This window comes from Vibrio cholerae (assembly GCF_008369605.1).
Taxonomy (GTDB): Bacteria; Pseudomonadota; Gammaproteobacteria; order Enterobacterales; family Vibrionaceae; genus Vibrio; species Vibrio cholerae.
This window is the reverse complement of the sequence record NZ_CP043556.1, coordinates 1,050,039-1,071,027: the sequence shown is the minus strand read 5'-3', so window position 1 is coordinate 1,071,027 and position 20,989 is coordinate 1,050,039. Positions and strand designations below refer to the sequence as shown.

The window sequence follows — 20,989 nt, the reverse complement described above, 5'->3', positions numbered from 1 at the left end:
CCCGCTTAAGGGGCAGCCAACGCTACGACTAACTTTCCGCATAACACTGTAACCATAAAAACCAACGCATAGTAAAAATGCCACGCGTTGGCTGTCCCTCTTGAAGCGTTTGTTAGCTTTAACCTGATAGCCCCACCAGAATGAACACATAACTATTATGAAAGGCATGAGTTAGGAAAGCGACTTTTACACCCTCAGATGTAGATATTTTTTGCCACACCTGAAAACCGAGACAAAAGACTACAAACGGGGCAAACGTGAACAAGCCCCACAATGGATGGCTTAAAGAATGCAGAACTGAAATAGACAAGGCAACCACACAAGCGACCAACAGTATATTTTGCGTGAACTTCTGAACTAACCATATGAGTAGGACTATTAGTATCGTTTCTACAAATGGAGCGAATAGAATCAAACCGAACGCATCAAAAAGGGAAAACGATAAGTTCTCATTAGGCGCTTCTTCAGGCAAGCCAACTAAAAAATGATACGAACACGCTAAAGCCAAGGCAATACAGGAACTTAATACCGATGCTTTAAAGCTATATGATAATTTTGAATCATTAATTTTGAATAGGAACATAAGTAACCTTTTTAAAGCTAACGCCCGCCTAAGGGGCTGACAACGCATTACCACTAAACTTAAACACACCAACTGCAACCACCGCGGCTCATTGGGACTGGAAACGCCGCGCGTTGACAGTCCCTCTTGAGGCGTTTGTTATAACGCATTTTCTACCGCACCTAACCAAGCAGGTAAATTCTTTTTATACCAGTCAATATATATTGCTGCTTCAGGTTTATTGCGACTTATCAGTATGTTAATTACCTCAATAACTATCCAACACTTTGCAATAACCAAATGCTTCGTTAACTCATCCGCTGCAAATGATGAATTGTGTTGGGTGTATCGCTCGATAATCGAAGCGTACTCATCCATTGAGCCCAAACCTTGTACTAAGGGAGCCAAATCAATTGCTGGGCTGCCATAACCAAAACGTTCCCAGTCAAACAGTACCAATTCACCATTTTGTCTGATGCCCCAATTTCCATCATTTGTATCGCCCGAAATTAAGCATGAATGCTCAAATAGAACCTGAGACAAAGCTTGTATTGATACTATCGTACTTTGAGAAGAACGAGGAAGGCTTAAGGCCTCAAGAGCTAACTCTGTTGAAATAGCTGACCAATGATGCTCTTTGGTACTAAAACAAGGTTTATATTTTGAACAATGAATACTAGCCAATTGCTCAAATACGCTCGAATTGGTTTGCAGTTCCTTTAATGTCATTCGATTAGGAATAAGCTCAATAAAGAGATCCTTATCTTGTACCTTATAAAGTTTGGGAACATTCACGTCCCTGATCTTTGAAGCTGCATGTTGGTAAAAATTCACCTCTACATCAGAAGCATTTTGCTTATGGATACAAAGGGAACTACCAAATTCTTCAATAGAGACTCGTGCCGAGCCCATTTTCGATAGATCTTTTGTACTCATAACTCTCCCGCGTTATAACGCCCGCCTAAGGGGCTGGCAACGCATACCACTAAACTCAAACACAACAACTGCAACCACCGCGGCTCAATGGGGCTGGAAACGCCACGCGTTGACAGTCCCGCTTGAGGCGTTTGTTATGTGCGTGCTTGAGTATTCACTCCATACTGGGCTCAGGCAAAACAGACGCTGTGCTATCCATATAGGTTAAGAAATTCTTCCAGATTTCATGTGTTCTCTGTCTCGTTAACTGCGTTTTGCAAGATATCGCCAAAACACCACGAATTGAACCATCCCGCCATTGTGTATATACCGAATTGCAATGAGAAGACATGTAACTTTGCCAATCTTTCTGAGCCACTTGGATTGCACTGACCAAATCAGGATCATTCGCATTATGCTCAAAACTCGCTTCAAGATATTTTGTTAGTTCCGCTTGAGCTGAATCTAAAGCCATACTTGCACACTGATTAATCTCAAATGTATTCATCGCATTCTTACAATCAAGAGACTCGTTTTCAGCACTTACAACACTAGAAAAACTTGCAAGCATGATTAGCAGCCACTTTTTCATTATTTTCTCCAAAGCACCTAACGCCCGCCTAAGGGGCTGGCAACGCATTACACCAAACTCAAACACAACAACCGAAACCACCGCGGCTCAATGGGACTGGAAACGCCACGCGTTGACAGTCCCTCTTGAGGCGTTTGTTATGTGTATGAACTCTAAGCTAAAGTTAGCCTCGTCCAAACATGCTACGCGATATTTTATGACCCACTGCAAAGCAAACCACAGCAACACCGATGAAAACTAGGATTGATAGTAAATATCCAACCGTCGCTGATACGCCAAAGCCCCAAACAAACGAAAATACTAAACCTTGATATGCTTCGTATGGCCATTCAATTACTGGAAAGTGTGAACCGTCCATCACAGTAAAGATTAAAGCAGCCAATCCTAATAGTGATGCCACAATCCCAAATATGCTTGATCTATTCATGCTGAAAACTAAGCTGGAAACAAGTCTGCCAATTCTATGTACTTGATTCCATTGGGACTAGCTAAAAAACACATAACGCCCGCCTAAGGGGCTGGCAACGCATTAACACTAAACTCAAACACAGCAACTGCAACCATCGCGGCTCAATGGGACTGGAAACGCCACGCGTTGACAGTCCCTCTTGAACCGTTTGTTATGTTTAAGCTTCAATGACTTACGTTTTACCAAAACCAAGATTAACTCAGCTTTGATTCACAAACAAAAGCCAAGACCTAAAAAACTGAAACGATTCATAGATTTGAAAAACAGACTGTGAATTTCAGCAATTCAAGCCCAAAACCTGTGTTCAAAATGCTGATTGGGCCAAACCGCCCTAACCTCGCGCTTACCCGAAAATTGATTGAGGCAATTCTCTGAATTTCCAGCGCCAAAGAATAATTGTCCGGAAAACAGCGCCCGCTGAAGCCAACTTGCCGACAAACTCAAAACTAACCAGCCAAGGGGACAAAGAAAAACCATAAACTACTGATTTTGCGTGATTAAGCATAACGCCCGCCTAAGGGGCTGACAACGCATACCGCCAAACTCAATCACAACAACCATAACCACCGCGGCTCAATGGGACTGGAAACGCCACGCGTTGACAGTCCCTCTTGAGGCGTTTGTTATAACCGTTTTTCCATTCGCACCAGATCCCATAACTTACCATTAAAAGCTCTCTGGAAATTGGGTTGGATTTCGAGACTGCCACATTAAACCCGACCTAGTGTTAATCTATCGAGTTTTTAACGATCAACTACAACTAGCGCGTATTGGTTCACATAGTGATTTATTCTAATGAGTCAATTGGGCACATAACGCCCGCCTAAGGGGCTGGCAACGCATAAAACTAAACTCAAACACAACAGCCATAACCACCGTGGCTCATTGGGACTGGAAACGCCACGCGTTGACAGTCCCTCTTGAGGCGTTTGTTATGAGGCGGATTCACCGCCTGCCCTTGGCGTAATTCCCAACTCTTTCTGTAACCTTTTACTGAGCCCGAGCACAACAAGACGGTAGGACTCAGACAAGTAATACTTCAACTCTTCGTCTAATACACCTGAAGTCTCCGTTTGTTGGATCCACTTCATCCCTCGGTTGGCGAAGTAAGGGGCGGGAATATAACCATCGTGCTCACTCAGATACTCAAAGTTCAAATCCGATGTTTTGAAAGTAAAAACGGGTTGCTGATCCTTGCCGATACTGCCAATAGAAAACACTTTTCCAGCCACTTTCCAAACATGAGAACCACCCCATTGCACTACGTATGTAGTAGCAGGAAAGGAACGACAAAATTGGTTGAACTCATCGTGATTCATCTTGTTTTCCTATAGCCTCATAACGCCCGCCTAAGGGGCTGGCAACGCATTAACACAAAACTCAAACACAACAACCATAACCACCGCGGCTCAATGGGACTGGAAACGCCGCGCGTTGACAGTCCCTCTTGAGGCGTTTGTTAGGCACAGGATGCACGCTGTAGCACCCATTTTTCCAATTTTTCATTGTCGCTATCAACCACAAAACCAATGAAAACAAAGTTGTTGGCTCGTACGACATTCAACGAAGCGAGGTTCGCCGATGAAATCAAAGCCACAACACTTTCAATTGAATCCATATTAAACGCTAACTGACAAAGTTGATTGACTGCCAATTTTGCAAATCCTCGACCTTGTTTATAAGGCGAAACATTGTATCCAATTTCAACTTCACCATCTTGAGGTTCATCTTTGAAGCCACAGAAACCAACGACATTACTGCCCACTGACATCATGTAGGGTAATGACCAAATTTCAGCTTTTGAGTTTTGGAGCTGCTCATAAGAACGGATCAGAACATGCTTTGGTGGCACAGCCCCTTCACAAAACGTCAATTCTGAGTCAAGGCAAATATGGTCGAGCAAGCATTTAAGATGGCGCTGATTTAACTGTTGTAGTTCCAATTTTCCACCCTGTGCCTAACGCCCGCCTAAGGGGCTGACAACGCATTACCGCTAAACTCAAACACAACAATCGAAACCACCACGGATCAATGGGACTGGAAACGCCACGCGTTGACAGTCCCTCTTAAGGCGTTTGTTATATTTATGCTTACCGAATTTTGCCCAAGGTGCGACACCCCTTTGATAATGTGAATCCATTGTATATTCAATAAATTCTTAAGCTCAACACCATAATAGTAAAAATCATTTTTCTAGGCATATATTAAAAGGGGGCACGACGCTGTTAGTCTCTCAATAACTCTAACTGCTGCTCTTGCTCAAGCTCTTTTTTGTCTTGATGCCGTACATACCGTCTAATGATTTCTTCATTTACACCTACCGTATCCACAAAATAGCCTCGCGCCCAAAAATGATTTCCCCATAACTTTTTCCTGATATGTGGAAACTTGTTGAATAGCCTAATTGCACTCCTACCCTTTAAAACTCCCATCAACGTCGAAATCGATACTTTGGGCGGAATTATCGCAACTAAGTGGACATGATCTGGCTGAACATTGAGTTCCAAAACTTCACAATCTTTCATATTACAAAGAATGTAGATCGAACGATTTAGCTCTTTGGCTACATTACCTTTTAAGATCTTAAAACGAAATTTTGGTGTCCAAACGATATGATATTTGCAACGCCAATAGACGTGTGATGAACTTCTGTAGTCGCCCATGTTATTTGAATCCTCTTACTTATGGTGAATAAGAGTTTCCCTTCTAATATAGGCGCATTTTCGGGCAAAATCCCCTAGGAATAATAACCACCGCTAAAAGCGGTGGTTTAGGGATGATAATAAAATACTAATAAACTTAAACACCATACAACTTATTAAAGCTTTAATTCAACATTATCCAGAGATTGTACATTTGTAGAGTGTTCAATATTCAATAATGACACATCACCAGATGTATTATACGAATTCATCTTAACCACAGAATATATGAACTTTTTTTCATTCTCTAACAAATTGATAATGTATCTATTAGATGCGCTATATAAACTCATATCAACATCAACAAACTTATTAGCACTAATAATTACATTTGAAATATACTTTCCAGAAATTAACTCTCCCGCAATATCTGAAACAATACGGATACCTCCCCTTGATTTAAATGCAGTATTTTTTATAAAAGACAGTCCACTCCAGTCTATTGCCTCATTAACATTACTGATCGAGTTTGGAAATACATTGAGAATAAATTTATTAACATTTGAAAAGGAATTATCTTTAATGACAACATTAGAATAATAATTAACCTCTATTGCAGAACCATGTATGAAATTAAAAATATTACCTTCTACTATTGCATTAGATACACCTTTACGTGATGATAGTTTCAACCCTCCTTTCATTTCATAGAATAAGTTATTTTTAAAGATTATATCTCTCGTTCCTCCAAAATCCTTACTCCATGGATGTGTAGTTGTGACTTGAGTTACATTATAGAAAACATTACCTTCAGCACGAAAATTTTTAGAATTAATTTGCTCTCCAGAATAATGACTCCTAGATGAGGTTATACGTAATGCTGCATCACCAAAATTATAGAAATTACTATTTTTAACTGACGAGCCAGACGTACCAGAGAATAAAACACCCTGCTCTCCCCAGACCATATTGGTAGTGTTTTCATCAATATATTTAGCATCTGTCAAACCATAAAATGAAACACCATCAATTGATATATTATCTGAATCAATGACTGACAATATATATTCACCATTAAATGAATTACACTTTTTAATGTTAACTCCACCCATCCCAACTATTTTAATGTCATTTTTATTTTTAATATACGCCGTAGAACAAACATCATAATCTCCAGGTTCTATCTCTATGGTAGACCCAGATTCCGCTCGCTCAATAATACTGACAAAATCATTACCTCCAGAGTGAGCGCTCACAGTAAAAAAAATAAATATTACGAAGAAAAATCTTACTCCAAGCATTTAAACACCTTATATATAACAATGTACAAAATAAGAATACACTATTTTAACTGCTTAAAAAACACTTTTGTAAAACACAATAAATACTTATTAAATTCGACAAGTTGAAATAATTAAAAAGCATTAGTGAAATCCAATACAAACAAACAAATGGCTTAGATGAAAATATAACGCCCGCCTAAGGGGCTGGCAACGCATTACCACTAAACTCAAACACAACAACCGAAACCACCGCGGCTCATTGGGACTGGAAACGCTACGCGTTGACAGTCCCTCTTGAGGCGTTTGTTATGTTGCGGTGCTAACTATTATGCATGTTAGAAATGCAGGTAACCCTGAAACAAAAAGTTTGATACAAAGCATCGTGTTTGATGAAAAACGCTCACTGTCAATTTCATTAGCCACCGAGCTATCCACCATTGAACCCGCTACACTTTCTGCCCTATCACCACCAAAACCGCCTTCTGGTGGGTACATAAAAAATAAGGCTGCTAACCCCCAAAGGATCACCACAACAAAGAATGCATAATCCGGCCAAGACCTCAGGCCAAAGAAACCCGTAGATTTCTCAAACATGACCACAACTGCTGATGCAGTGAGATTGCTTATGAGAAAAAACCTCAATAAATTTAGCATGTTATTCCAACGTCCATCCTTAGCAACATAACGCCCGCCTAAGGGGCTGGCAACGCACTACCACTAAACTCAAACACAACAGCCGTAACCACCGTGGCTCAATGGGACTGGAAACGCCACGCGTTGACAGTCCCTCTTGAGGCGTTTGTTAGTTTGCTTTCACCCAGATCGTGCGATTTAATTATTTTAAACACTTCGCACCATGAGCTATACTCTTTCAAACTTTGAGTGAGGAGCCTAGTTATGCACACACTAACAGCAAATGATGCTAAACGAAATTTTGGTGAACTTCTTCTAAGCGCACAGCGCGAACCTGTCATCATCAGCAAAAACAGTAAGAATACTGTCGTTGTCATGTCCATTAAGGACTTTGAAGAACTTGAAGCCATGAAACTCGATTATCTCAAACACTGCTTTGAGTCTGCTCAGAAAGACTTAGATAGTGGCAAAACCGTTGATGGTGCCGCTTTTCTAAACACCCTTTGATTGAGCGTTTACCTCAATATGCAAAATAAACAATATAAGCTCAGCCAATTAGCCCAAGAGCACTTACTCAAGATTAAACACTACACCATTGAAAATTTCGCTGAAGCGCAGTGGCAAAAATATAAGTCGACCTTGCTTTCAGGTTTCCAAACTCTAGCGGATAACCCAGAACTAGGAAAAAACTGTGACGATATTTACCAAAATGGTTTTTACTTTCCAGTTGGGAAACACATGGCTTATTACACCAAAGAAGCAGGCTTCATTCTCATTATTGCGGTATTAGGGCAATCACAGCTGCCCCAAAAGCATCTCAAACAGTCACGCTTTGTTTCTTAGTCTCCGATTGCAAACTAACGCCCGCCTAAGGGGCTGGCAACGCATACTACTAAACTCAAACGCAACAACTGAAACCACCACGGCTCAATGGGACTGGAAACGCCGCGCGTTGACAGTCCCTCTTGAGGCGTTTGTTATGCTTAAGCTTCAACACTTTACATTTGAACCAAACCAATAATAACCCACTGAAATCATTGGCAAAACTTCGAGTTTCTTGAATTTGAACTGGCTCATTTTTACCTATGAACTGACCAATACAGGCTTTCATTTAGCAACTAGGACAATGTGGAAACCCTCTCCGACAAACCAATTCACCACGCATGAGCACAACAACTCAATGAGGCAATGACACTGAAATTTACAGCGACAGACAGATTGCCGTTTCATTAGGCAGCGCAAAACAATGCTCAATTGCCGACAAACTTTAAGCCTATAAGTAAAGGCACCAAACTGCTCAAAGCGACTTGAGAGAGCAAAACTCACCTCGCGTGGACTCAAAAAACCAATGAGGCAATAACACAGAATTTACAGCGCCAGACACATTGCCGCTTCATTAGGCAGCGACAAACAATATTGAATTGCCGACAAAACCAGAACGAAATGCCAAAGGAATCGATAATCACAACCTACTGATTTTTTATGGATTAAGCATAACGCCCGCCTAAGGGGCTGACAACGCATACCGCCAAACTCAAACACAACAACCGAAACCACCGCGGCTCATTGGGACTGGAAACGCCACGCGTTGACAGTCCCTATTGAGGCGTTTGTTATGTGTGTGTTTCTGATGCCCACCCTTCCATTTAAAGGGGTAGCGAAAGGCATTTATGCCAAACAGCATTCGATAAAAAGCCATCATATACACAAGACTAAGATGCTTCATGTCGATATACTTCGGCCCTGAACTCTAGCTAAACTATTGATTAATATCTCTTGTTTTTCGCTATTTGTTGCACTACTCCAACGACATATCTCGTCAAGAGTCCTGCCACAACCTATGCAGATGTCTTTGTCATCTAAACAACAATGACGAACACAAGGACTCTTATATGAACACGTTTCAATCGGTTCAGCTCTTTTAACGTTTTGATTTTCAGACATAGTGCACCTCACGTCTGAATTATAAGCGCAGAGCTGTGAAAATTTTCCAGAAAAGCACATAACGCCCGCCTAAGGGGCTGACAACGCATTAACACTAAACCCAAGCACAACAACCGAAACCGCCGCGGCTCAATGGGACTGGAAACGCCACGCGTTGGCAGTCCCTTTGAGGCGTTTGTTAGGGCGTACTTTCATTACACCTTAGGGCTTCTAATATTCTTAACCCATCACTTTTTGTGCCACTATAACCACCAGAAAAACTTGGATATTTTATTGGTGCTAAAGTAAAAACTAATTGAAACACCGTGAAGTAAAAACCAAAGCTTGCTAAAAAAGTGAACCATTGACCCGCGTCAACCATTCTTAACTCATTTAATAACATAGCCAAAAGTAATGTTACTAGTGGACCACCAAGCAACGTGACCACCAAACCGACTCTCAACAGCCTTGAACTTATGCTACAAAAGCCATGAAAAGTAGAAAATGGCGCAATTCTGATAAACAAGCGGCTCACTTTTATTATCGGGATTGGACTAGAACCCCCCAAATCAATGACAACTTTCTTTTTCATACACAACTGAGGTATCGCATGACCAAGCTCATGCATGAGCGTCAGTAACGGCATCAACACCAAAAATCCCAGTGCGTAGCCAAAAACAAGCTCCATTGTTTCCTTTCTCCATTAAGCCCTAACGCCCGCCTAAGGGGCTGGCAACGCATAACAACCAAACCTAAACACAACAACTGCAACCACCGCGGCTCAATGGGACTGGAAACGCCACGCGTTGACAGTCCCTCTTGAGGCGTTTGTTATACAAATTATTTAGTGAATCTCAAAACATAAGCATAACGTTCAGCATCGTTCTTTTTGATACTCTGGCAATACTCAAAACAGAGTCCCTCATTAACTGCACTTTCTATCAAGTCGAGTGCATTTACAGGTGATACTGACAACGAGTGCTCCTCATTATCGACAGTGACTGAGTACTCTGGGTGCTTTTCTGTGTACTGAGGCTCAATATCTGCAATAACAAGCACCCCACTTGGTGATAACAAATCAACTAATTTTTTCATATCAATCTTATAAGGCAATGACGTGAGAACGAAGGAGATTACTACCGCATCATATTTGTTAGAGGTAGTGGATATAAATTCGTTTAAGTCCGACGTAACTGCATTATGTGCAAATGATGAAGATAATGCATTTTTTTCAAATGCAACTTTCATTTCAGGTGTAATATCAACATAGTTCCATGTAACGTTAGTACGATTAAAAAAGTGTGCAGCAACATTAATACCTGTACCACCACCTAGATCTAGTATTGATACATTATCTTTATCCTTGATTCCCTCTTTCAAGTTTCTCACAGTAATTAGGTGGGATTCTTTTAAAAACTGTGTATTTCTCTCATCATATTTTTCTGCGATTCTTCCATAAAACTGAGATGCTAGAGTTCTGTCGTAAGTATACTTTTTTACTTTCTCCGTTATGAAACAACCAATAAAAGCTGATGCGCTTGCCATTGAAACTAAAACCGGCTCAAACCCAAGTTCGAAGTATGCCCATGCAACTGAACCTAAAAAGGTGATTCCAGAAATGTATTTTATTGCTAACTTTTTCACTGAATTCCCTAATTTGTATAACGCCCGGCTAAGGGGCTGACAACGCACTACCACCAAACTCAAATATAACAACCGTAACCACCTCAGTTCATAGGGACTGGAAACGCCACGCGTTGACAGTCCCTCTTGAGGCGTTTGTTATATTTTTCAACGCACTATAGCCGATTTTACAATTGTAAAGCCAATAAGCCCTAAGATAGCGCCAGTGACCTTATCTATATAGAAGGCCAATTTTGTAAAACGACTTCGGACTTTATTGGTTGAGAGTAGAAAGATGATAGTTGCATCCCAGATGAACACAACAAGCATCATCCATATGCCTAAGCCTAACTTAAAACTGAAACTAACATCGTTAGTCAGGACAACTGTAAACAGGCTTAAGTAGAACAACAAATTTTTAGGATTTAGTATGCCAGACATAAAGCCTGTGACTAATTCATAATGGAAAGAGCTCGAATGAGTAGAAGCACCTTCTGCTCCTGAAACCTCAAATGCTTCATACGAACTTCTGCGTGCTTTTAATGCTTGAATGGCTAAATAAATGAGAAATAAACCGCCAACAATTTTTAAGACAATCATAATTGAAACTGATGCAGCGAGGATGGAGCCTACACCAACCAGACAAAGGCCTATGTATACAGCATTTGCTAGGGCGATACCGACTGCAATACCAATTGCATTTTTTCCTTTATTACGAATGGCACTTTTTACAACCAAAACAAAATCAGGCCCTGGACTCAATAATGCAAGAAAATGAGCAACTGCTACTGGCTTTGTTGCGTAAATCGATGGAACTAAATCAATAGCTTACGATCTGATCGGCTACATTCATTCACTCTGTAGCCTCATGCCGAAACCACGTTACAAAACAAACAACTGGAAACAATACAATCAAGCTCTCATCAATCGTGGTTCTCTGACTTTTTGGATTGACGAAGAAGCGATAAGTGAGTGGAAACAAGGGAAGCAAAACAAGCGTGGGAGACCTCGTGTTTTCAGTGATTTAGCCATCACTACTGCTTTGATGGTAAAGCGTATCTTTTCCATGCCACTGCGTGCTTCGCAAGGCTTTATGGATTCCGTTTTTCAACTTGCCCAACTCCCACTGCGCTGCCCACACTACAGTTGTATCAGTCGTCGAGCCAAAGACGTTAACGTGAGTTTCAAAACAAAAACCAAAGGACCGATTCAGCACCTTGCTATCGATGCTACTGGCCTCAAGGTTTATGGTGAGGGTGAGTGGAAAGTCAAAAAACATGGCACGGATGGTAAACGCAGAGTGTGGCGAAAATTACATCTCGCAGTAGATACGAGTACACACGAAATTATTGCCGCAGAGTTGAGCTTATCTTCGGTCACTGATGCAGAGGTGCTGCCTAACTTGCTCAAGCAAACACGGCGAAAAATCCTTGAGATATCAGGCGATGGTGCTTATGACACAAGGGGTTGCCACGCAGCAATCCGCATTAAACGAGCGATAGCGCTCATCCCTCCACGAGAAGGCGCAGCATTCTGGGAGCGAGGTCATCCAAGAAACTTAGCGGTGGGTTGTCAAAAGTTATTCGGTTCGAATAAACATTGGAAAGAGCGGTATGGCTACCACAAGCGTTCACTATCCGAGACGGCGATGTATCGCGTGAAACAGTTGCTTGGTGGACGATTAAGTCTAAGAAATTACAACGCACAAGTTGGTGAAACTTACGCGATGATCAAAGCGTTAAATAAGATAACAGGGCTTGGTATGCCTAAAACTTGCCGTATTGGCTAACTATCAATCTAAGTAGGGCTACTCGGCTTCGAAAACGAATTACGCAACAAAGCCCTCAATCACATAACGCCCGCCTAAGGGGCTGGCAACGCATACCACTAAACTCAAACACAACAACTGCAACCACTGCGGCTCAATGGGACTGGAAACGCCACGCGTTGACAGTCCCGCTTGAGGCGTTTGTTATGTGTATTTTATAACCGTTCCAATTCTTTACCGATTTGTACTGCCAACTTAAACATGCTCAATGCTTCTTGATACGCTTCGAGCGATGGGTGTGTAGAAAATGTACCATCTGGCTTTATATCTTGGACAACGGCATCTATTAGTTGATAAAAATTAATGATATCTCTTGCTACTGCCCTATCAAGCACACCCAAATTTTTACACTGCTCTCTATAAATCAAAGTGTAATGAGGCGGAATATCTGCAAATAAAGTAAATGTATCAGATGGATTTTTTGCAAATGTTCAACAGCTTCTTCTATAGACTCCACATATTTTCTACTTTCTATTATACGAATGAGCGCTGACACTTCAGAAATGACACAGTTCTGCACTTGTTCGGAAAACTGCTTATTTCGACGATCTTCAAAATACTTTGCAGGAACAAAGGTAACTAATCCACCAATAAGAGTTCCGCTAAGTACCGAGATTAATGGAATCCATTCATTTGGCTGTAGCTTAGATATACTTTCCAAAATAATAGCTAAATCTTGCTGATTCATAGTTCTCCTTCGTACACATAACGCCCGCCTAAGGAGCTGGCAACGCATTACCACCAAACTCAAAACAACAACCGTAACCACCGCGGCTCATTGGGACTGGAAACGCCACGCGTTGACAGTCCCTCTTGAGGCGTTTGTTAGCTGTTTTTTACTCGATGTTTTCAGCTTTAATCTCCCAAGAGTTAGCAGACAGACTACACTTTTTCATCAGTACTTCAGGATATTTATTAGAAAACTCTTTTATTTCCGCTTGGAACTTAGTCGCTGAAGAAAAGTCATGTCGTAAACCAAAATACACCTCCTCAATCGACCCATCTGGCATTTCGTAACCATAGAGAATTTTATTTGGCAGTTCGATTTCGGAGAACTTGCCACTAATGTTTACACCATTTTCATCCCTGTCGCTTAAACACTTAACAATTCGAACCTCTTCTTCATAAGACCAGCACGATGGTTTATATAAAAATAGTCGTTGTAGCTTGTCTTCATTCCCCTTTGGGTAGTGAAATGTATGTCCAACACGTATTGGCTCGCAATCAGAGTTCTTGAGCAGCTCATGCATTGGTCGAGTATTGGTATAGATTACATTTCCAAATTGCGCAGGAATTAGGCATTTCTGAGAGTCAAGAAACCCTGCTTTCTTTACATTAATTCCTATAACGACTCCCTTATGTTCATTTGCGTAATGAGCCCACATGAGTGGATTTAGTGGGTTTCGTGTTAGGCTTAGGACTCCGCTGGTATCTGCCCAAGTAAACCTTTTCGCCCAATTAGCCATTCCTGATAACATGCATTGTAACGAGTTGTCACCTTCTATTGGGTAACCCGCTTCTAATTCAAAAGGATCATTAAAAGTATTTGGCTTAGCAAAACCTAACGAGTTGTTTTTGAGTACTGATTTTGCAGCCTCGGAAGACATGTATTTATAAAGAATCACATTTGCCTCTTTTAAACAGCTAACGCCCGCCTAAGGGGCTGGCAACGCATAACAACCAAACTCAAACACAACAACTGCAACCACCGCGGCTCATTGGGACTGGAAACGCCACGCGTTGACAGTCCCTCTTGAGGCGTTTGTTATGGCGCAATTCTCAAGTTAGGCCACACAGCCAGCCAACCCTTTGACTTTACTCGATTTTCGAAGATTCCATATGCTCGTTTAGGATTATGAGTGATGAAACCTTGAAATAAACTCTCGAAACCAAAGGCTGATATACATTCGTAACGATCGTGCTCGACTTTTCTCACTGCTACCGCCGTTTCTTTTTCAGGCCAATAGCTCATGGCATCCAATGTGCTTTGGTAAGGATTGTCGCCATTTTGTAAGTGCATTTTAGCTTGATTTTTCACTTGCCAATTGAGCTGGGGCATTTGCTCCGACAACTTGAGCTCAAGTGATTTTTCATAATCTGAATCTAAACTATCGGCATCGAAGAAAATGACATCAATGTCGTTTAATGGCGTCAGCTTTACGTTGTGATGTAAAGAGTCCCAGACAAGATTTCGCACAAAACCTGCGCCTATGTAGCATTGAGGCAGTTCAAGCTGGTAGACACATTCTAGTGCTTCAAGTCGAATGGGATCTTTTCTAATTAAATCAACGATGCCTTTCATTTTCACCTTGCGCCATAACGCCCGCCTAAGGGGCTGGCAACGCATTACCACTAAACTTAAACACACCAACTGCAACCGCCGCGGCTCAATGGGACTGGAAACGCTACGCGTTGACAGTCCCTCTTGAGGCGTTTGTTATGTGCGTGGTTGATTCGATACGATTTCAACCCACTGAGCTCGCCATTCTTGAGGTGGCATCTCGTCAGGCCAAAACTCTTTTTGTTTAATGATTAATCCATTCTCCACAGTATGGAATGTAATAGCTCTGGCTTTTTGCACACCATCTGTTATCGATACATCCGTTACAACGCTATCGCCTTCACATACAACAGAGTGAATGTCGAATAACCAATGACCATTTGCAGGATAGTGCGCATTAATGGCTACAAAATTCTCTCGGCCAAGAATCAATTCGCCTGACTGAGGCCAAAAACCTTCGAAATCCAAGCTTAACCACTCACTTGCTTTGGCAAAGTCATTGGTTTTCATGGCATTCCAGAATGACAATACAACGTCCTTGGAATTCATATTTTCTCCATTAGCACATAACGCCCGCCTAAGGGGCTGGCAACGCAAACAACTAAACTCAAACACAACAATCGGCACCACCGCGGCTCAATGGGACTGGAAACGCCGCGCGTTGACAGTCCCTCTTGAGGCGTTTGTTATGTGCGTGCTATTGATGAGCCTTGTTCAAGTGCAATAAATCCCATTTGTTTCCATAAAGATCTTGGAACACAACAACTGTCCCATACTCTTCTACTCGTGGTTCTTCGTTGAAAACAACACCATTGGCTTTCATCAACTCATAATCTCGCCAGAAGTCATTCGTTTGTAGAAACAGAAAAACACGACCTCCCGTCTGATTACCTACAAATTGAGCTTGTTCTTCGGTACTTGCTTGAGCAAGAAGTAGGTTCGTTCCATTCGAGTTTGGCGGCGACACTTGAACCCAACGTTTACCACCACCCAAATCGGTATCTTCAACCAAACTGAACTGCAGCTTTTTTGTATAGAACTCAATAGCATCATCGTAGTTTTCTACGACAAGCGCGATATTGCCGATTTGCTGTTGAACGACTTTAGACATGCTGACTTCTCAAGATTTCAAAAGCTGAATTCTACACTACTTCGAGATTTTTCGAGAAAGCACATAAAACGCCCGCCTAAGGGGCTGGCAACGATAACACTAAACTTAAACACAACAACCGTAACCACTGCGGTTCATTGGGACTGAAAACGCCACGCGTTGACAGTCCCTCTTGAGGCGTTTGTTATGTGCGTGGTTGATTCGATACGATTTTAACCCACTGAGCTTCGCCATTCTTGAGGTGGCATCTCATCAGGCCAAAACTCTTTTTGTTTAGTAATTAGCCCATTTTCAACCGTATGGAATGTAATAGCTCTAGCTTTTTGCACACCATCGGTTATCGATACATCCGTTACAACTGTATCGCCTTCGCATACAACAGAGTGAATGTCGAATAACCAATCACCATTTGCAGGATAGTACGCATTAATGGCTACAAAATTATCTCGGCCAAGAATCAATTCACCTGACTGAGGCCAAAAACCTTCGAAATCCAAGCTTAACCACTCACTTGTTCGGTAAAGTCATTGGTTTTCATGGCATTCCAAAATGACAGTACAACGTCCTTGGAATTCATATTTTCTCCATTAGCACATAACGCCCGCCTAAGGGGCAGGCAACGCATACCACTAAACTCAAACACAACAACCGAAACCACCGCGGCTCAATGGGACTGGAAACGCTACGCGTTGACAGTCCCTCTTGAGGCGTTTGTTATGTTTGTGGTTCTGAAACGGCTACTCTTTCATTTTTTCTAATGTAGATCAGATGGTTATTATAAAACTCACTTTCAACATAACCATGCTGGAGAGCTTTCTTGTAAATTGACGCTACAAAAATATCCGCAAGACTAAAAGTCCGACCAATAATAAAACCTGATTCATTACAAATCGTCTGACTTAACTTATCAAGACACAGCATAATCCACTCTCCCCGAACTTTCCGTTTGGATGTTTCATCTAGGTCGGGCCTAAAAAAGTTAAGCACAGTTCGGTTTTGAGGTGAATGAATACTGGAGTTCACGTATTCACAAACTGAGCGGATTTTTGTTTTTTCCTCAAGACTTTGACCTAGCAATGGACTCGTTGGAAATCGCTCTTCGAGGTATTCGGCAATAGCCATTGACTCAGTAAATACTAGACCATCAACTAACAACGAAGGCACATAGCCAAATGGATTCATCACACGATAAGTCGTAGCAAGGTCGTCCGAGCTAACTTCAATTCGTTCGTACGGGATACCTTTGAAATTAAGCATCCATTCAACCCTTTCTGAGCTGTTGGAACCCTTTGCGCTATAAAGTGACAAGTCCATTTTAACTCCGAAAAACATAACGCCCGCTTAAGGGGCTGGCAACGCTACCGCACAGCTTAAACCAACAGCCGTAACCACTTCGGTTCAATGGGACTGGAAACGCCACGCGTTGACAGTCCCTCTTGAGGCGTTTGTTAAACTGCATTTTCAAGACTATAATGACCCAATTAAAGACCACATAAAGGACCGATTAAATGACCACTAGAATCCTAGCTGATGTTGCAGCAAGCATTACCGAATTTAAAGCAAACCCAATGAAAGTTGCAACTAGCGCCTTCGGAGCTCCTGTTGCTGTACTCAACCGAAATGAGCCGGCTTTCTACTGCGTCCCTGCAAGCACCTATGAGATCATGATGGATAAGCTTGAAGATCTTGAGCTACTGGCTATTGCCAAAGAACGCTTAAGTGAAGACAGCGTATCGGTAAATATCGATGACCTATAAGCTTGAGTTCAAAAAGAGTGCTTTGAAGGAATGGAAAAAGTTAGCCGTACCACTCCAACAGCAGTTCAAGAAGAAACTAATAGAACGCCTTGAAAATCCACATGTTCCATCAGCCAAACTGTCTGGCGCTGAGAACATTTATAAAATAAAACTTCGGCAGTCTGGTTATCGCTTAGTCTATCAAGTTGAAAATGACATCATCGTAGTTACTGTTTTAGCTGTCGGTAAACGAGAACGCAGCGAAGTTTACACTAAAGCGCTGCAACGGCTAGACGACTGATGCAGTTTAACGCCCGCCTAAGGGGCTGACAACGCACACCACTAAACTCAAACACAACAACCGAAACCACCGCGGCTCAATGGGACTGGAAACGCTACGCGTTGACAGTCCCTCTTGAGGCGTTTGTTAGCTGCGTGCCAAAGATTAAATTGTGTAATCAAAAACCACTATATCCTCAAGCAACGGACGAAAGACTTTTTTCAGGACTTCATGCTCTGGATGAGGCAAGTAATTTTGCCTGCCTTTCTCATCTGAAAATGTCATTAAAACCGAATGTGAATAGCCTTGATTTTTACCTTCAGGACTATCATTTTCTCCCCACTCAACAGATAAAACTCCATCCACTTTGTCCGGCATTGAAACAAACAAGCCTTTTAATTTTTCAATTTCGGATGGCTCTGCCGACGCTTTAAACTTTATAAGCAATATGTGCCGGATCATTTCTCTTCCTCTATAGCTGCTAACGCCCTGTTAAGTAGTGAGGCATGCACTACAAAAGCTTCCGCATCACTAAGTAATCACTCAAACCAACGCAAACCAGAAATGCCACGCATGCCGAATCTGCTTGAACAGTTTGTTAGCCCTATTCCCTAAAGAGCCCAAACTGGATTTCAACGATGTTACTTTCAGATTCCGGCCCCTCCCAAGCATGATAGACTTCGCGACTTTCTCCTGTGTATGTGGAGTTTAAATTATTTATCTCCTCGACCAGTGGCTTATAACCCAGCTCGAATAATTGATTCAAGTTGCCCTGAAAGTTTCTACTTGCGCAATAAAAAGGACCTAAAAACTCAAACTTTATATCTTGGCTCTGTAACTCGTTACTGGTTCCTGATACGGGTAGACAAAATTTAACTTGGAACTGAGTTTTTGTGTCCCTAGGAATGCCGAAAGAAATAAAGTGCCAAGGTCCCTCAATGCTCAACCCAAGAGATTTAGCCGTGTCATAAGCTTTCGCGCAACAAACTATGCTTTCAGGACCAACCTCCGGTATTGATAAATATCGCTCTATTGTCAGGACCTTACCTACATGAGTGGTTTTTAGTTCCATTTCATCCTCCGAATCACTGAATTGGGCTAACGCCCGCCTAAGGGGCTGACAACGCATAACACTAAACTCAAACACAACAACCGAAACCACCGCGGCTCATTGGGACTGGAAACGCCGCGCGTTGACAGTCCCTCTTGAGGCGTTTGTTAGCCGTTTTTTTCCAAACCTACTGTTTCGTAAGCATTAACCGACGCAAATCTCGCTCCGCACGCATAACAAAAAGAATACGAACCTTTGCATCATCATACTTATAGAAAACACGACACGGATTTACAACGACTTCACGATAATTGAGGTGTTCTAGTTCTAAAGGGACGCGCCCAGACTCTGGAAAATCGGCCAAACGTTCAACTTTTGTAAAAACGGTTTGCACGAGTTGTTTAGCAGCCACGACATTTTCAAGCGCGATGTATTCAGCAATATCATTCAGGTCGGATAGAGCCGGCTCCGTCCAAATTATTTCAGCCATTTTGACATTCTGTCCTTAGCATCTTGATGGCTGACCACTTTGCCATCCGCTAGAGCTCGCTCTCCACGAGCAATACCTTCCAGGATCGCTAAACGATTTTGCATAAATTCATAGTCGTCTACATCAATAAGGTAAGCTGACGGTTTTCCGTGCTCAGTTATCAATACTGGCTCTTTCGTATCATGAAGATCGGCAAGGATCTTAGTGGCCTGACGTTTTAGTGACGTCACAAGTTCTACTTTCATTTGAGCTGCTCCAAAGAAACACTGAAGTGATACTATTCTATCACTCTGAGCATAGCAAGTTTTCAAACGGCTAACGCCCGCCTAAGGGGCTGACAACGCATTACCACAAAACTCAAACACAACAACTGCAACCACCGCGGCTCATTGGGACTGGAAACGCCACGCGTTGACAGTCCCTCTTGAGGCGTTTGTTAGTTTCGTAGCCCATTGTTTAGCAATAAATTTTTAAACACATTTGCTTGAAAGTGATTTTACGCAAATGCATCAAACAAACACACGTCCAACGCCAAAAGCTGTGAAGTTGGCAGCCAAAACTCAAAACGATCAAGGTTAAGTTGGCCACTTACCGAATCAACGACAAAGAAAGCACGCTCACAGCAATGATGCCGCTTTTGTGAAACCAAACTTCCAGTGTTGAGCATCCAACAATGTTGAAGCATCGAGGCTTGCTAGTTTTCAGCAACTTTGAGACTGCTGAACTTTCAACACGTTCTACCAAATCAGCATCAAGAAAAACGCAAAAGTCTAATTGTGCGGATTGAAAACTAAAGGATTATTTTTCAGAGTCTTACGTTTGAATTTTTGATGACTTTTCCTGAGAGAAACTAACGCCCGCCTAAGGGGCTGGCAACGCATAAAACTAAACTCAAACGCAACAACCGTAACCACCGCGGCTCATTGGGACTGTAAACGCAACGCGTTGACAGTCCCTCTTGAGGCGTTTGTTATGTGCCCGTACTCATTGTGTACTCTGGATACCCTGTATGTTCATCTAATTGCTCACTGACCACGTTAAAACCTTGGGACAAGTAGAACTGATAACTAGCCTGATTTTCTTTGTATACCGATAGCGTCAGAATCGTTCTCTGACTTTTTGCGTGATTCAGCAATTGCTTACCAATGCCTTTACCTTGCAGCTCGGGAGCTACAAATATGGCAGCTAAACGACTTTCATATAGAGCGTAAAATCCAACAACTTTCGAGTCCATTTCGTAAACGTAGACCTCTGAAGCCGGGATATAAATATTACGCATGTTCTCGACTTGAGATTCCCAAAACTCAGCCGAGATAAAATCGTGAGCTTTAACTGACGCATTCAGCCAGATTTCAAGAACTGAATCCAAGTCATTTTCGTTGTACTTTCTTATCATTTTCGGACTCTAGACAATCAAATTTATTAGGGGGCAACATAACGCCCGCCTAAGGGGCTGGCAACGCATAACAACCAAACCTAAACACAACAACTGCAACCACCGCGGCTCAATGGGACTGGAAACGCCACGCGTTGACAGTCCCTCTTGAGGCGTTTGTTATAAGCAAGATAC

At 42.1% G+C, this 20,989-nt stretch carries 31 protein-coding genes and 3 pseudogenes; 6 read left to right on the top strand and 28 right to left on the bottom strand.

Going from position 1 to position 20,989, the window contains the following annotated elements; translation table 11 throughout:
* Positions 1-118: 118 nt before the first annotated feature.
* From F0316_RS19525 to F0316_RS20285, 4 genes are all read right to left on the bottom strand, one after another.
* Positions 119-583 carry a hypothetical protein gene (locus F0316_RS19525; RefSeq protein WP_148531993.1) on the bottom strand — a complete coding sequence of 155 codons (465 nt, stop codon included), beginning with the start codon at positions 581-583 and terminating at the stop codon, positions 119-121.
* A gap of 138 nt (positions 584-721) precedes the next feature.
* Entirely contained in the window at positions 722-1,498 is a 777-nt protein-coding gene (locus F0316_RS19520) for a phosphotransferase family protein (protein ID WP_149560858.1), read from the bottom strand.
* Between the two features lie 154 nt (positions 1,499-1,652).
* Positions 1,653-2,069: a lysozyme inhibitor LprI family protein gene (locus tag F0316_RS19515; RefSeq protein WP_000759006.1), complete on the bottom strand. Its 417-nt coding sequence runs from the start codon at positions 2,067-2,069 to the stop codon at positions 1,653-1,655.
* A 163-nt stretch (positions 2,070-2,232) separates the two neighbouring features.
* Entirely contained in the window at positions 2,233-2,496 is a 264-nt protein-coding gene (locus F0316_RS20285) for a hypothetical protein (RefSeq protein WP_033838037.1), read from the bottom strand.
* 715 nt (positions 2,497-3,211) lie between these two features.
* Between F0316_RS20285 and F0316_RS19505 the strand changes: the two are divergent.
* Positions 3,212-3,334: pseudogene (locus tag F0316_RS19505) on the top strand (type II toxin-antitoxin system YafQ family toxin); the annotation flags it as partial.
* Positions 3,335-3,470: 136 nt separating this feature from the next.
* On the opposite strand, the gene F0316_RS19500 reads toward F0316_RS19505, so the two are convergent.
* The 5 genes from F0316_RS19500 to F0316_RS19480 all read right to left on the bottom strand — a co-directional run bounded on the left by F0316_RS19500 (position 3,471) and on the right by F0316_RS19480 (position 7,117).
* Positions 3,471-3,857 (bottom strand): MmcQ/YjbR family DNA-binding protein, encoded by a 387-nt coding sequence (locus F0316_RS19500; protein ID WP_001015087.1) that lies wholly within the window; start codon positions 3,855-3,857, stop codon positions 3,471-3,473.
* A gap of 140 nt (positions 3,858-3,997) precedes the next feature.
* On the bottom strand, positions 3,998-4,480 hold the full coding sequence (locus F0316_RS19495) for a GNAT family N-acetyltransferase (protein ID WP_149560857.1): 483 nt from the start codon (positions 4,478-4,480) through the stop codon (positions 3,998-4,000).
* Between the two features lie 283 nt (positions 4,481-4,763).
* Positions 4,764-5,201: an IS200/IS605-like element IS1004 family transposase gene (tnpA, locus tag F0316_RS19490; protein ID WP_000503164.1), complete on the bottom strand. Its 438-nt coding sequence runs from the start codon at positions 5,199-5,201 to the stop codon at positions 4,764-4,766.
* Positions 5,202-5,356: 155 nt separating this feature from the next.
* Complete coding sequence (locus tag F0316_RS19485; RefSeq protein ID WP_095474076.1) at positions 5,357-6,481, bottom strand: right-handed parallel beta-helix repeat-containing protein; 1,125 nt, start codon at positions 6,479-6,481, stop codon at positions 5,357-5,359.
* A gap of 288 nt (positions 6,482-6,769) precedes the next feature.
* Positions 6,770-7,117, bottom strand: coding sequence for a hypothetical protein (locus F0316_RS19480; RefSeq protein ID WP_000933409.1), 348 nt, complete (start codon positions 7,115-7,117; stop codon positions 6,770-6,772).
* Positions 7,118-7,360: 243 nt separating this feature from the next.
* Here F0316_RS19480 and F0316_RS19475 point away from each other — a divergent pair, with 243 nt between their 5' ends.
* Together F0316_RS19475 and F0316_RS19470 are read left to right on the top strand one after the other, a co-directional pair.
* Positions 7,361-7,603 carry a type II toxin-antitoxin system Phd/YefM family antitoxin gene (locus F0316_RS19475; protein ID WP_000557291.1) on the top strand — a complete coding sequence of 81 codons (243 nt, stop codon included), beginning with the start codon at positions 7,361-7,363 and terminating at the stop codon, positions 7,601-7,603.
* Positions 7,604-7,621: 18 nt separating this feature from the next.
* Complete coding sequence (locus tag F0316_RS19470; RefSeq protein ID WP_172626091.1) at positions 7,622-7,939, top strand: type II toxin-antitoxin system RelE/ParE family toxin; 318 nt, start codon at positions 7,622-7,624, stop codon at positions 7,937-7,939.
* A 264-nt stretch (positions 7,940-8,203) separates the two neighbouring features.
* On the opposite strand, the gene F0316_RS19460 is transcribed toward F0316_RS19470, so the two are convergent.
* The 6 genes and pseudogenes from F0316_RS19460 to F0316_RS19425 all read right to left on the bottom strand — a co-directional run bounded on the left by F0316_RS19460 (position 8,204) and on the right by F0316_RS19425 (position 11,449).
* Entirely contained in the window at positions 8,204-8,437 is a 234-nt protein-coding gene (locus F0316_RS19460) for a DUF3709 domain-containing protein (protein WP_148520751.1), read from the bottom strand.
* A pseudogene (locus tag F0316_RS20280) lies at positions 8,434-8,484 on the bottom strand (hypothetical protein); the annotation flags it as partial. The pseudogene F0316_RS20280 and the gene F0316_RS19460, both read right to left, overlap by 4 nt.
* 334 nt (positions 8,485-8,818) lie before the next feature.
* Positions 8,819-9,100, bottom strand: a complete 282-nt coding sequence (locus tag F0316_RS19440) for a DUF1289 domain-containing protein (RefSeq protein ID WP_080368113.1) — start codon at positions 9,098-9,100, stop codon at positions 8,819-8,821.
* 118 nt (positions 9,101-9,218) lie between these two features.
* Positions 9,219-9,707, bottom strand: coding sequence for a hypothetical protein (locus F0316_RS19435; protein WP_149560854.1), 489 nt, complete (start codon positions 9,705-9,707; stop codon positions 9,219-9,221).
* 152 nt (positions 9,708-9,859) lie between these two features.
* Positions 9,860-10,663, bottom strand: coding sequence for a class I SAM-dependent methyltransferase (locus F0316_RS19430; RefSeq protein WP_149560853.1), 804 nt, complete (start codon positions 10,661-10,663; stop codon positions 9,860-9,862).
* A gap of 147 nt (positions 10,664-10,810) precedes the next feature.
* The gene (locus F0316_RS19425) at positions 10,811-11,449 is read right to left on the bottom strand and encodes a LysE family translocator (RefSeq protein ID WP_407047563.1); all 639 of its coding nucleotides are present in this window, start codon (positions 11,447-11,449) and stop codon (positions 10,811-10,813) included.
* Between the two features lie 61 nt (positions 11,450-11,510).
* On the opposite strand from F0316_RS19425, the gene F0316_RS19420 reads away from it, so the two are divergent.
* The gene (locus F0316_RS19420; protein ID WP_149560805.1) at positions 11,511-12,431 is read left to right on the top strand and encodes an IS5-like element ISVch8 family transposase; all 921 of its coding nucleotides are present in this window, start codon (positions 11,511-11,513) and stop codon (positions 12,429-12,431) included.
* Positions 12,432-12,834: 403 nt separating this feature from the next.
* On the opposite strand, the gene F0316_RS20265 is transcribed toward F0316_RS19420, so the two are convergent.
* From F0316_RS20265 to F0316_RS19375, 7 genes and pseudogenes are all read right to left on the bottom strand, one after another.
* Positions 12,835-13,158 carry a phage holin family protein gene (locus F0316_RS20265; protein WP_233447432.1) on the bottom strand — a complete coding sequence of 108 codons (324 nt, stop codon included), beginning with the start codon at positions 13,156-13,158 and terminating at the stop codon, positions 12,835-12,837.
* 148 nt (positions 13,159-13,306) lie between these two features.
* Positions 13,307-14,095, bottom strand: coding sequence for a DUF2971 domain-containing protein (locus F0316_RS19410; protein WP_142578780.1), 789 nt, complete (start codon positions 14,093-14,095; stop codon positions 13,307-13,309).
* A gap of 140 nt (positions 14,096-14,235) precedes the next feature.
* The gene (locus F0316_RS19405; RefSeq protein ID WP_019829641.1) at positions 14,236-14,772 is read right to left on the bottom strand and encodes a nucleotidyltransferase family protein; all 537 of its coding nucleotides are present in this window, start codon (positions 14,770-14,772) and stop codon (positions 14,236-14,238) included.
* Positions 14,773-14,907: 135 nt separating this feature from the next.
* Entirely contained in the window at positions 14,908-15,300 is a 393-nt protein-coding gene (locus F0316_RS19400; protein ID WP_001085000.1) for a nuclear transport factor 2 family protein, read from the bottom strand.
* Positions 15,301-15,448: 148 nt separating this feature from the next.
* Positions 15,449-15,862 (bottom strand): VOC family protein, encoded by a 414-nt coding sequence (locus tag F0316_RS19390; RefSeq protein ID WP_148523205.1) that lies wholly within the window; start codon positions 15,860-15,862, stop codon positions 15,449-15,451.
* Between the two features lie 184 nt (positions 15,863-16,046).
* Positions 16,047-16,439, bottom strand: a pseudogene (locus tag F0316_RS19380) (nuclear transport factor 2 family protein).
* A gap of 137 nt (positions 16,440-16,576) precedes the next feature.
* Entirely contained in the window at positions 16,577-17,176 is a 600-nt protein-coding gene (locus F0316_RS19375) for a glutathione S-transferase family protein (protein WP_001891245.1), read from the bottom strand.
* A gap of 194 nt (positions 17,177-17,370) precedes the next feature.
* Between F0316_RS19375 and F0316_RS19370 the strand changes: the two genes are divergently transcribed.
* Both F0316_RS19370 and F0316_RS19365 read left to right on the top strand, forming a co-directional pair.
* Positions 17,371-17,619 (top strand): type II toxin-antitoxin system Phd/YefM family antitoxin, encoded by a 249-nt coding sequence (locus F0316_RS19370; protein WP_000213183.1) that lies wholly within the window; start codon positions 17,371-17,373, stop codon positions 17,617-17,619.
* Positions 17,609-17,899 carry a type II toxin-antitoxin system RelE family toxin gene (locus F0316_RS19365; RefSeq protein WP_000221352.1) on the top strand — a complete coding sequence of 97 codons (291 nt, stop codon included), beginning with the start codon at positions 17,609-17,611 and terminating at the stop codon, positions 17,897-17,899. The genes F0316_RS19370 and F0316_RS19365 overlap by 11 nt, the downstream gene beginning before the upstream one ends.
* A 144-nt stretch (positions 17,900-18,043) precedes the next feature.
* On the opposite strand, the gene F0316_RS19360 is transcribed toward F0316_RS19365, so the two are convergent.
* The 6 genes from F0316_RS19360 to F0316_RS19330 all read right to left on the bottom strand — a co-directional run bounded on the left by F0316_RS19360 (position 18,044) and on the right by F0316_RS19330 (position 20,815).
* Positions 18,044-18,340 (bottom strand): Dabb family protein, encoded by a 297-nt coding sequence (locus F0316_RS19360; protein WP_148520498.1) that lies wholly within the window; start codon positions 18,338-18,340, stop codon positions 18,044-18,046.
* A 142-nt stretch (positions 18,341-18,482) separates the two neighbouring features.
* The gene (locus F0316_RS19355) at positions 18,483-18,950 is read right to left on the bottom strand and encodes a hypothetical protein (protein ID WP_065818801.1); all 468 of its coding nucleotides are present in this window, start codon (positions 18,948-18,950) and stop codon (positions 18,483-18,485) included.
* 166 nt (positions 18,951-19,116) lie between these two features.
* Complete coding sequence (locus tag F0316_RS19350; protein WP_000807826.1) at positions 19,117-19,419, bottom strand: type II toxin-antitoxin system RelE/ParE family toxin; 303 nt, start codon at positions 19,417-19,419, stop codon at positions 19,117-19,119.
* Positions 19,407-19,664, bottom strand: a complete 258-nt coding sequence (locus F0316_RS19345) for a type II toxin-antitoxin system Phd/YefM family antitoxin (RefSeq protein ID WP_000861987.1) — start codon at positions 19,662-19,664, stop codon at positions 19,407-19,409. The genes F0316_RS19350 and F0316_RS19345 overlap by 13 nt, the downstream gene beginning before the upstream one ends.
* 251 nt (positions 19,665-19,915) lie before the next feature.
* Positions 19,916-20,068 (bottom strand): DUF645 family protein, encoded by a 153-nt coding sequence (locus F0316_RS19340; protein WP_080285828.1) that lies wholly within the window; start codon positions 20,066-20,068, stop codon positions 19,916-19,918.
* A 321-nt stretch (positions 20,069-20,389) separates the two neighbouring features.
* Positions 20,390-20,815: an N-acetyltransferase gene (locus F0316_RS19330; protein WP_000620001.1), complete on the bottom strand. Its 426-nt coding sequence runs from the start codon at positions 20,813-20,815 to the stop codon at positions 20,390-20,392.
* Between the last annotated feature and the right edge of the window lie 174 nt (positions 20,816-20,989).

Bases quoted from the DNA above. Each gene is read 5' to 3' on its own strand.
- F0316_RS19525 (WP_148531993.1), bottom strand. From the start codon at position 583: ATGTTCCTATTCAAAATTAATGATTCAAAATTATCATATAGCTTTAAA.
- F0316_RS19520 (WP_149560858.1), bottom strand. From the start codon at position 1,498: ATGAGTACAAAAGATCTATCGAAAATGGGCTCGGCACGAGTCTCTATT.
- F0316_RS19515 (WP_000759006.1), bottom strand. From the start codon at position 2,069: ATGAAAAAGTGGCTGCTAATCATGCTTGCAAGTTTTTCTAGTGTTGTA.
- F0316_RS20285 (WP_033838037.1), bottom strand. From the start codon at position 2,496: ATGAATAGATCAAGCATATTTGGGATTGTGGCATCACTATTAGGATTG.
- F0316_RS19500 (WP_001015087.1), bottom strand. From the start codon at position 3,857: ATGAATCACGATGAGTTCAACCAATTTTGTCGTTCCTTTCCTGCTACT.
- tnpA (WP_000503164.1), bottom strand. From the start codon at position 5,201: ATGGGCGACTACAGAAGTTCATCACACGTCTATTGGCGTTGCAAATAT.
- F0316_RS19485 (WP_095474076.1), bottom strand. From the start codon at position 6,481: ATGCTTGGAGTAAGATTTTTCTTCGTAATATTTATTTTTTTTACTGTG.
- F0316_RS19480 (WP_000933409.1), bottom strand. From the start codon at position 7,117: ATGCTAAATTTATTGAGGTTTTTTCTCATAAGCAATCTCACTGCATCA.
- F0316_RS19475 (WP_000557291.1), top strand. From the start codon at position 7,361: ATGCACACACTAACAGCAAATGATGCTAAACGAAATTTTGGTGAACTT.
- F0316_RS19470 (WP_172626091.1), top strand. From the start codon at position 7,622: ATGCAAAATAAACAATATAAGCTCAGCCAATTAGCCCAAGAGCACTTA.
- F0316_RS19440 (WP_080368113.1), bottom strand. From the start codon at position 9,100: ATGTGCTTTTCTGGAAAATTTTCACAGCTCTGCGCTTATAATTCAGAC.
- F0316_RS19435 (WP_149560854.1), bottom strand. From the start codon at position 9,707: ATGGAGCTTGTTTTTGGCTACGCACTGGGATTTTTGGTGTTGATGCCG.
- F0316_RS19420 (WP_149560805.1), top strand. From the start codon at position 11,511: ATGCCGAAACCACGTTACAAAACAAACAACTGGAAACAATACAATCAA.
- F0316_RS20265 (WP_233447432.1), bottom strand. From the start codon at position 13,158: ATGAATCAGCAAGATTTAGCTATTATTTTGGAAAGTATATCTAAGCTA.
- F0316_RS19405 (WP_019829641.1), bottom strand. From the start codon at position 14,772: ATGAAAGGCATCGTTGATTTAATTAGAAAAGATCCCATTCGACTTGAA.
- F0316_RS19400 (WP_001085000.1), bottom strand. From the start codon at position 15,300: ATGAATTCCAAGGACGTTGTATTGTCATTCTGGAATGCCATGAAAACC.
- F0316_RS19390 (WP_148523205.1), bottom strand. From the start codon at position 15,862: ATGTCTAAAGTCGTTCAACAGCAAATCGGCAATATCGCGCTTGTCGTA.
- F0316_RS19375 (WP_001891245.1), bottom strand. From the start codon at position 17,176: ATGGACTTGTCACTTTATAGCGCAAAGGGTTCCAACAGCTCAGAAAGG.
- F0316_RS19370 (WP_000213183.1), top strand. From the start codon at position 17,371: ATGACCACTAGAATCCTAGCTGATGTTGCAGCAAGCATTACCGAATTT.
- F0316_RS19365 (WP_000221352.1), top strand. From the start codon at position 17,609: ATGACCTATAAGCTTGAGTTCAAAAAGAGTGCTTTGAAGGAATGGAAA.
- F0316_RS19360 (WP_148520498.1), bottom strand. From the start codon at position 18,340: ATGATCCGGCACATATTGCTTATAAAGTTTAAAGCGTCGGCAGAGCCA.
- F0316_RS19355 (WP_065818801.1), bottom strand. From the start codon at position 18,950: ATGGAACTAAAAACCACTCATGTAGGTAAGGTCCTGACAATAGAGCGA.
- F0316_RS19350 (WP_000807826.1), bottom strand. From the start codon at position 19,419: ATGGCTGAAATAATTTGGACGGAGCCGGCTCTATCCGACCTGAATGAT.
- F0316_RS19345 (WP_000861987.1), bottom strand. From the start codon at position 19,664: ATGAAAGTAGAACTTGTGACGTCACTAAAACGTCAGGCCACTAAGATC.
- F0316_RS19330 (WP_000620001.1), bottom strand. From the start codon at position 20,815: ATGATAAGAAAGTACAACGAAAATGACTTGGATTCAGTTCTTGAAATC.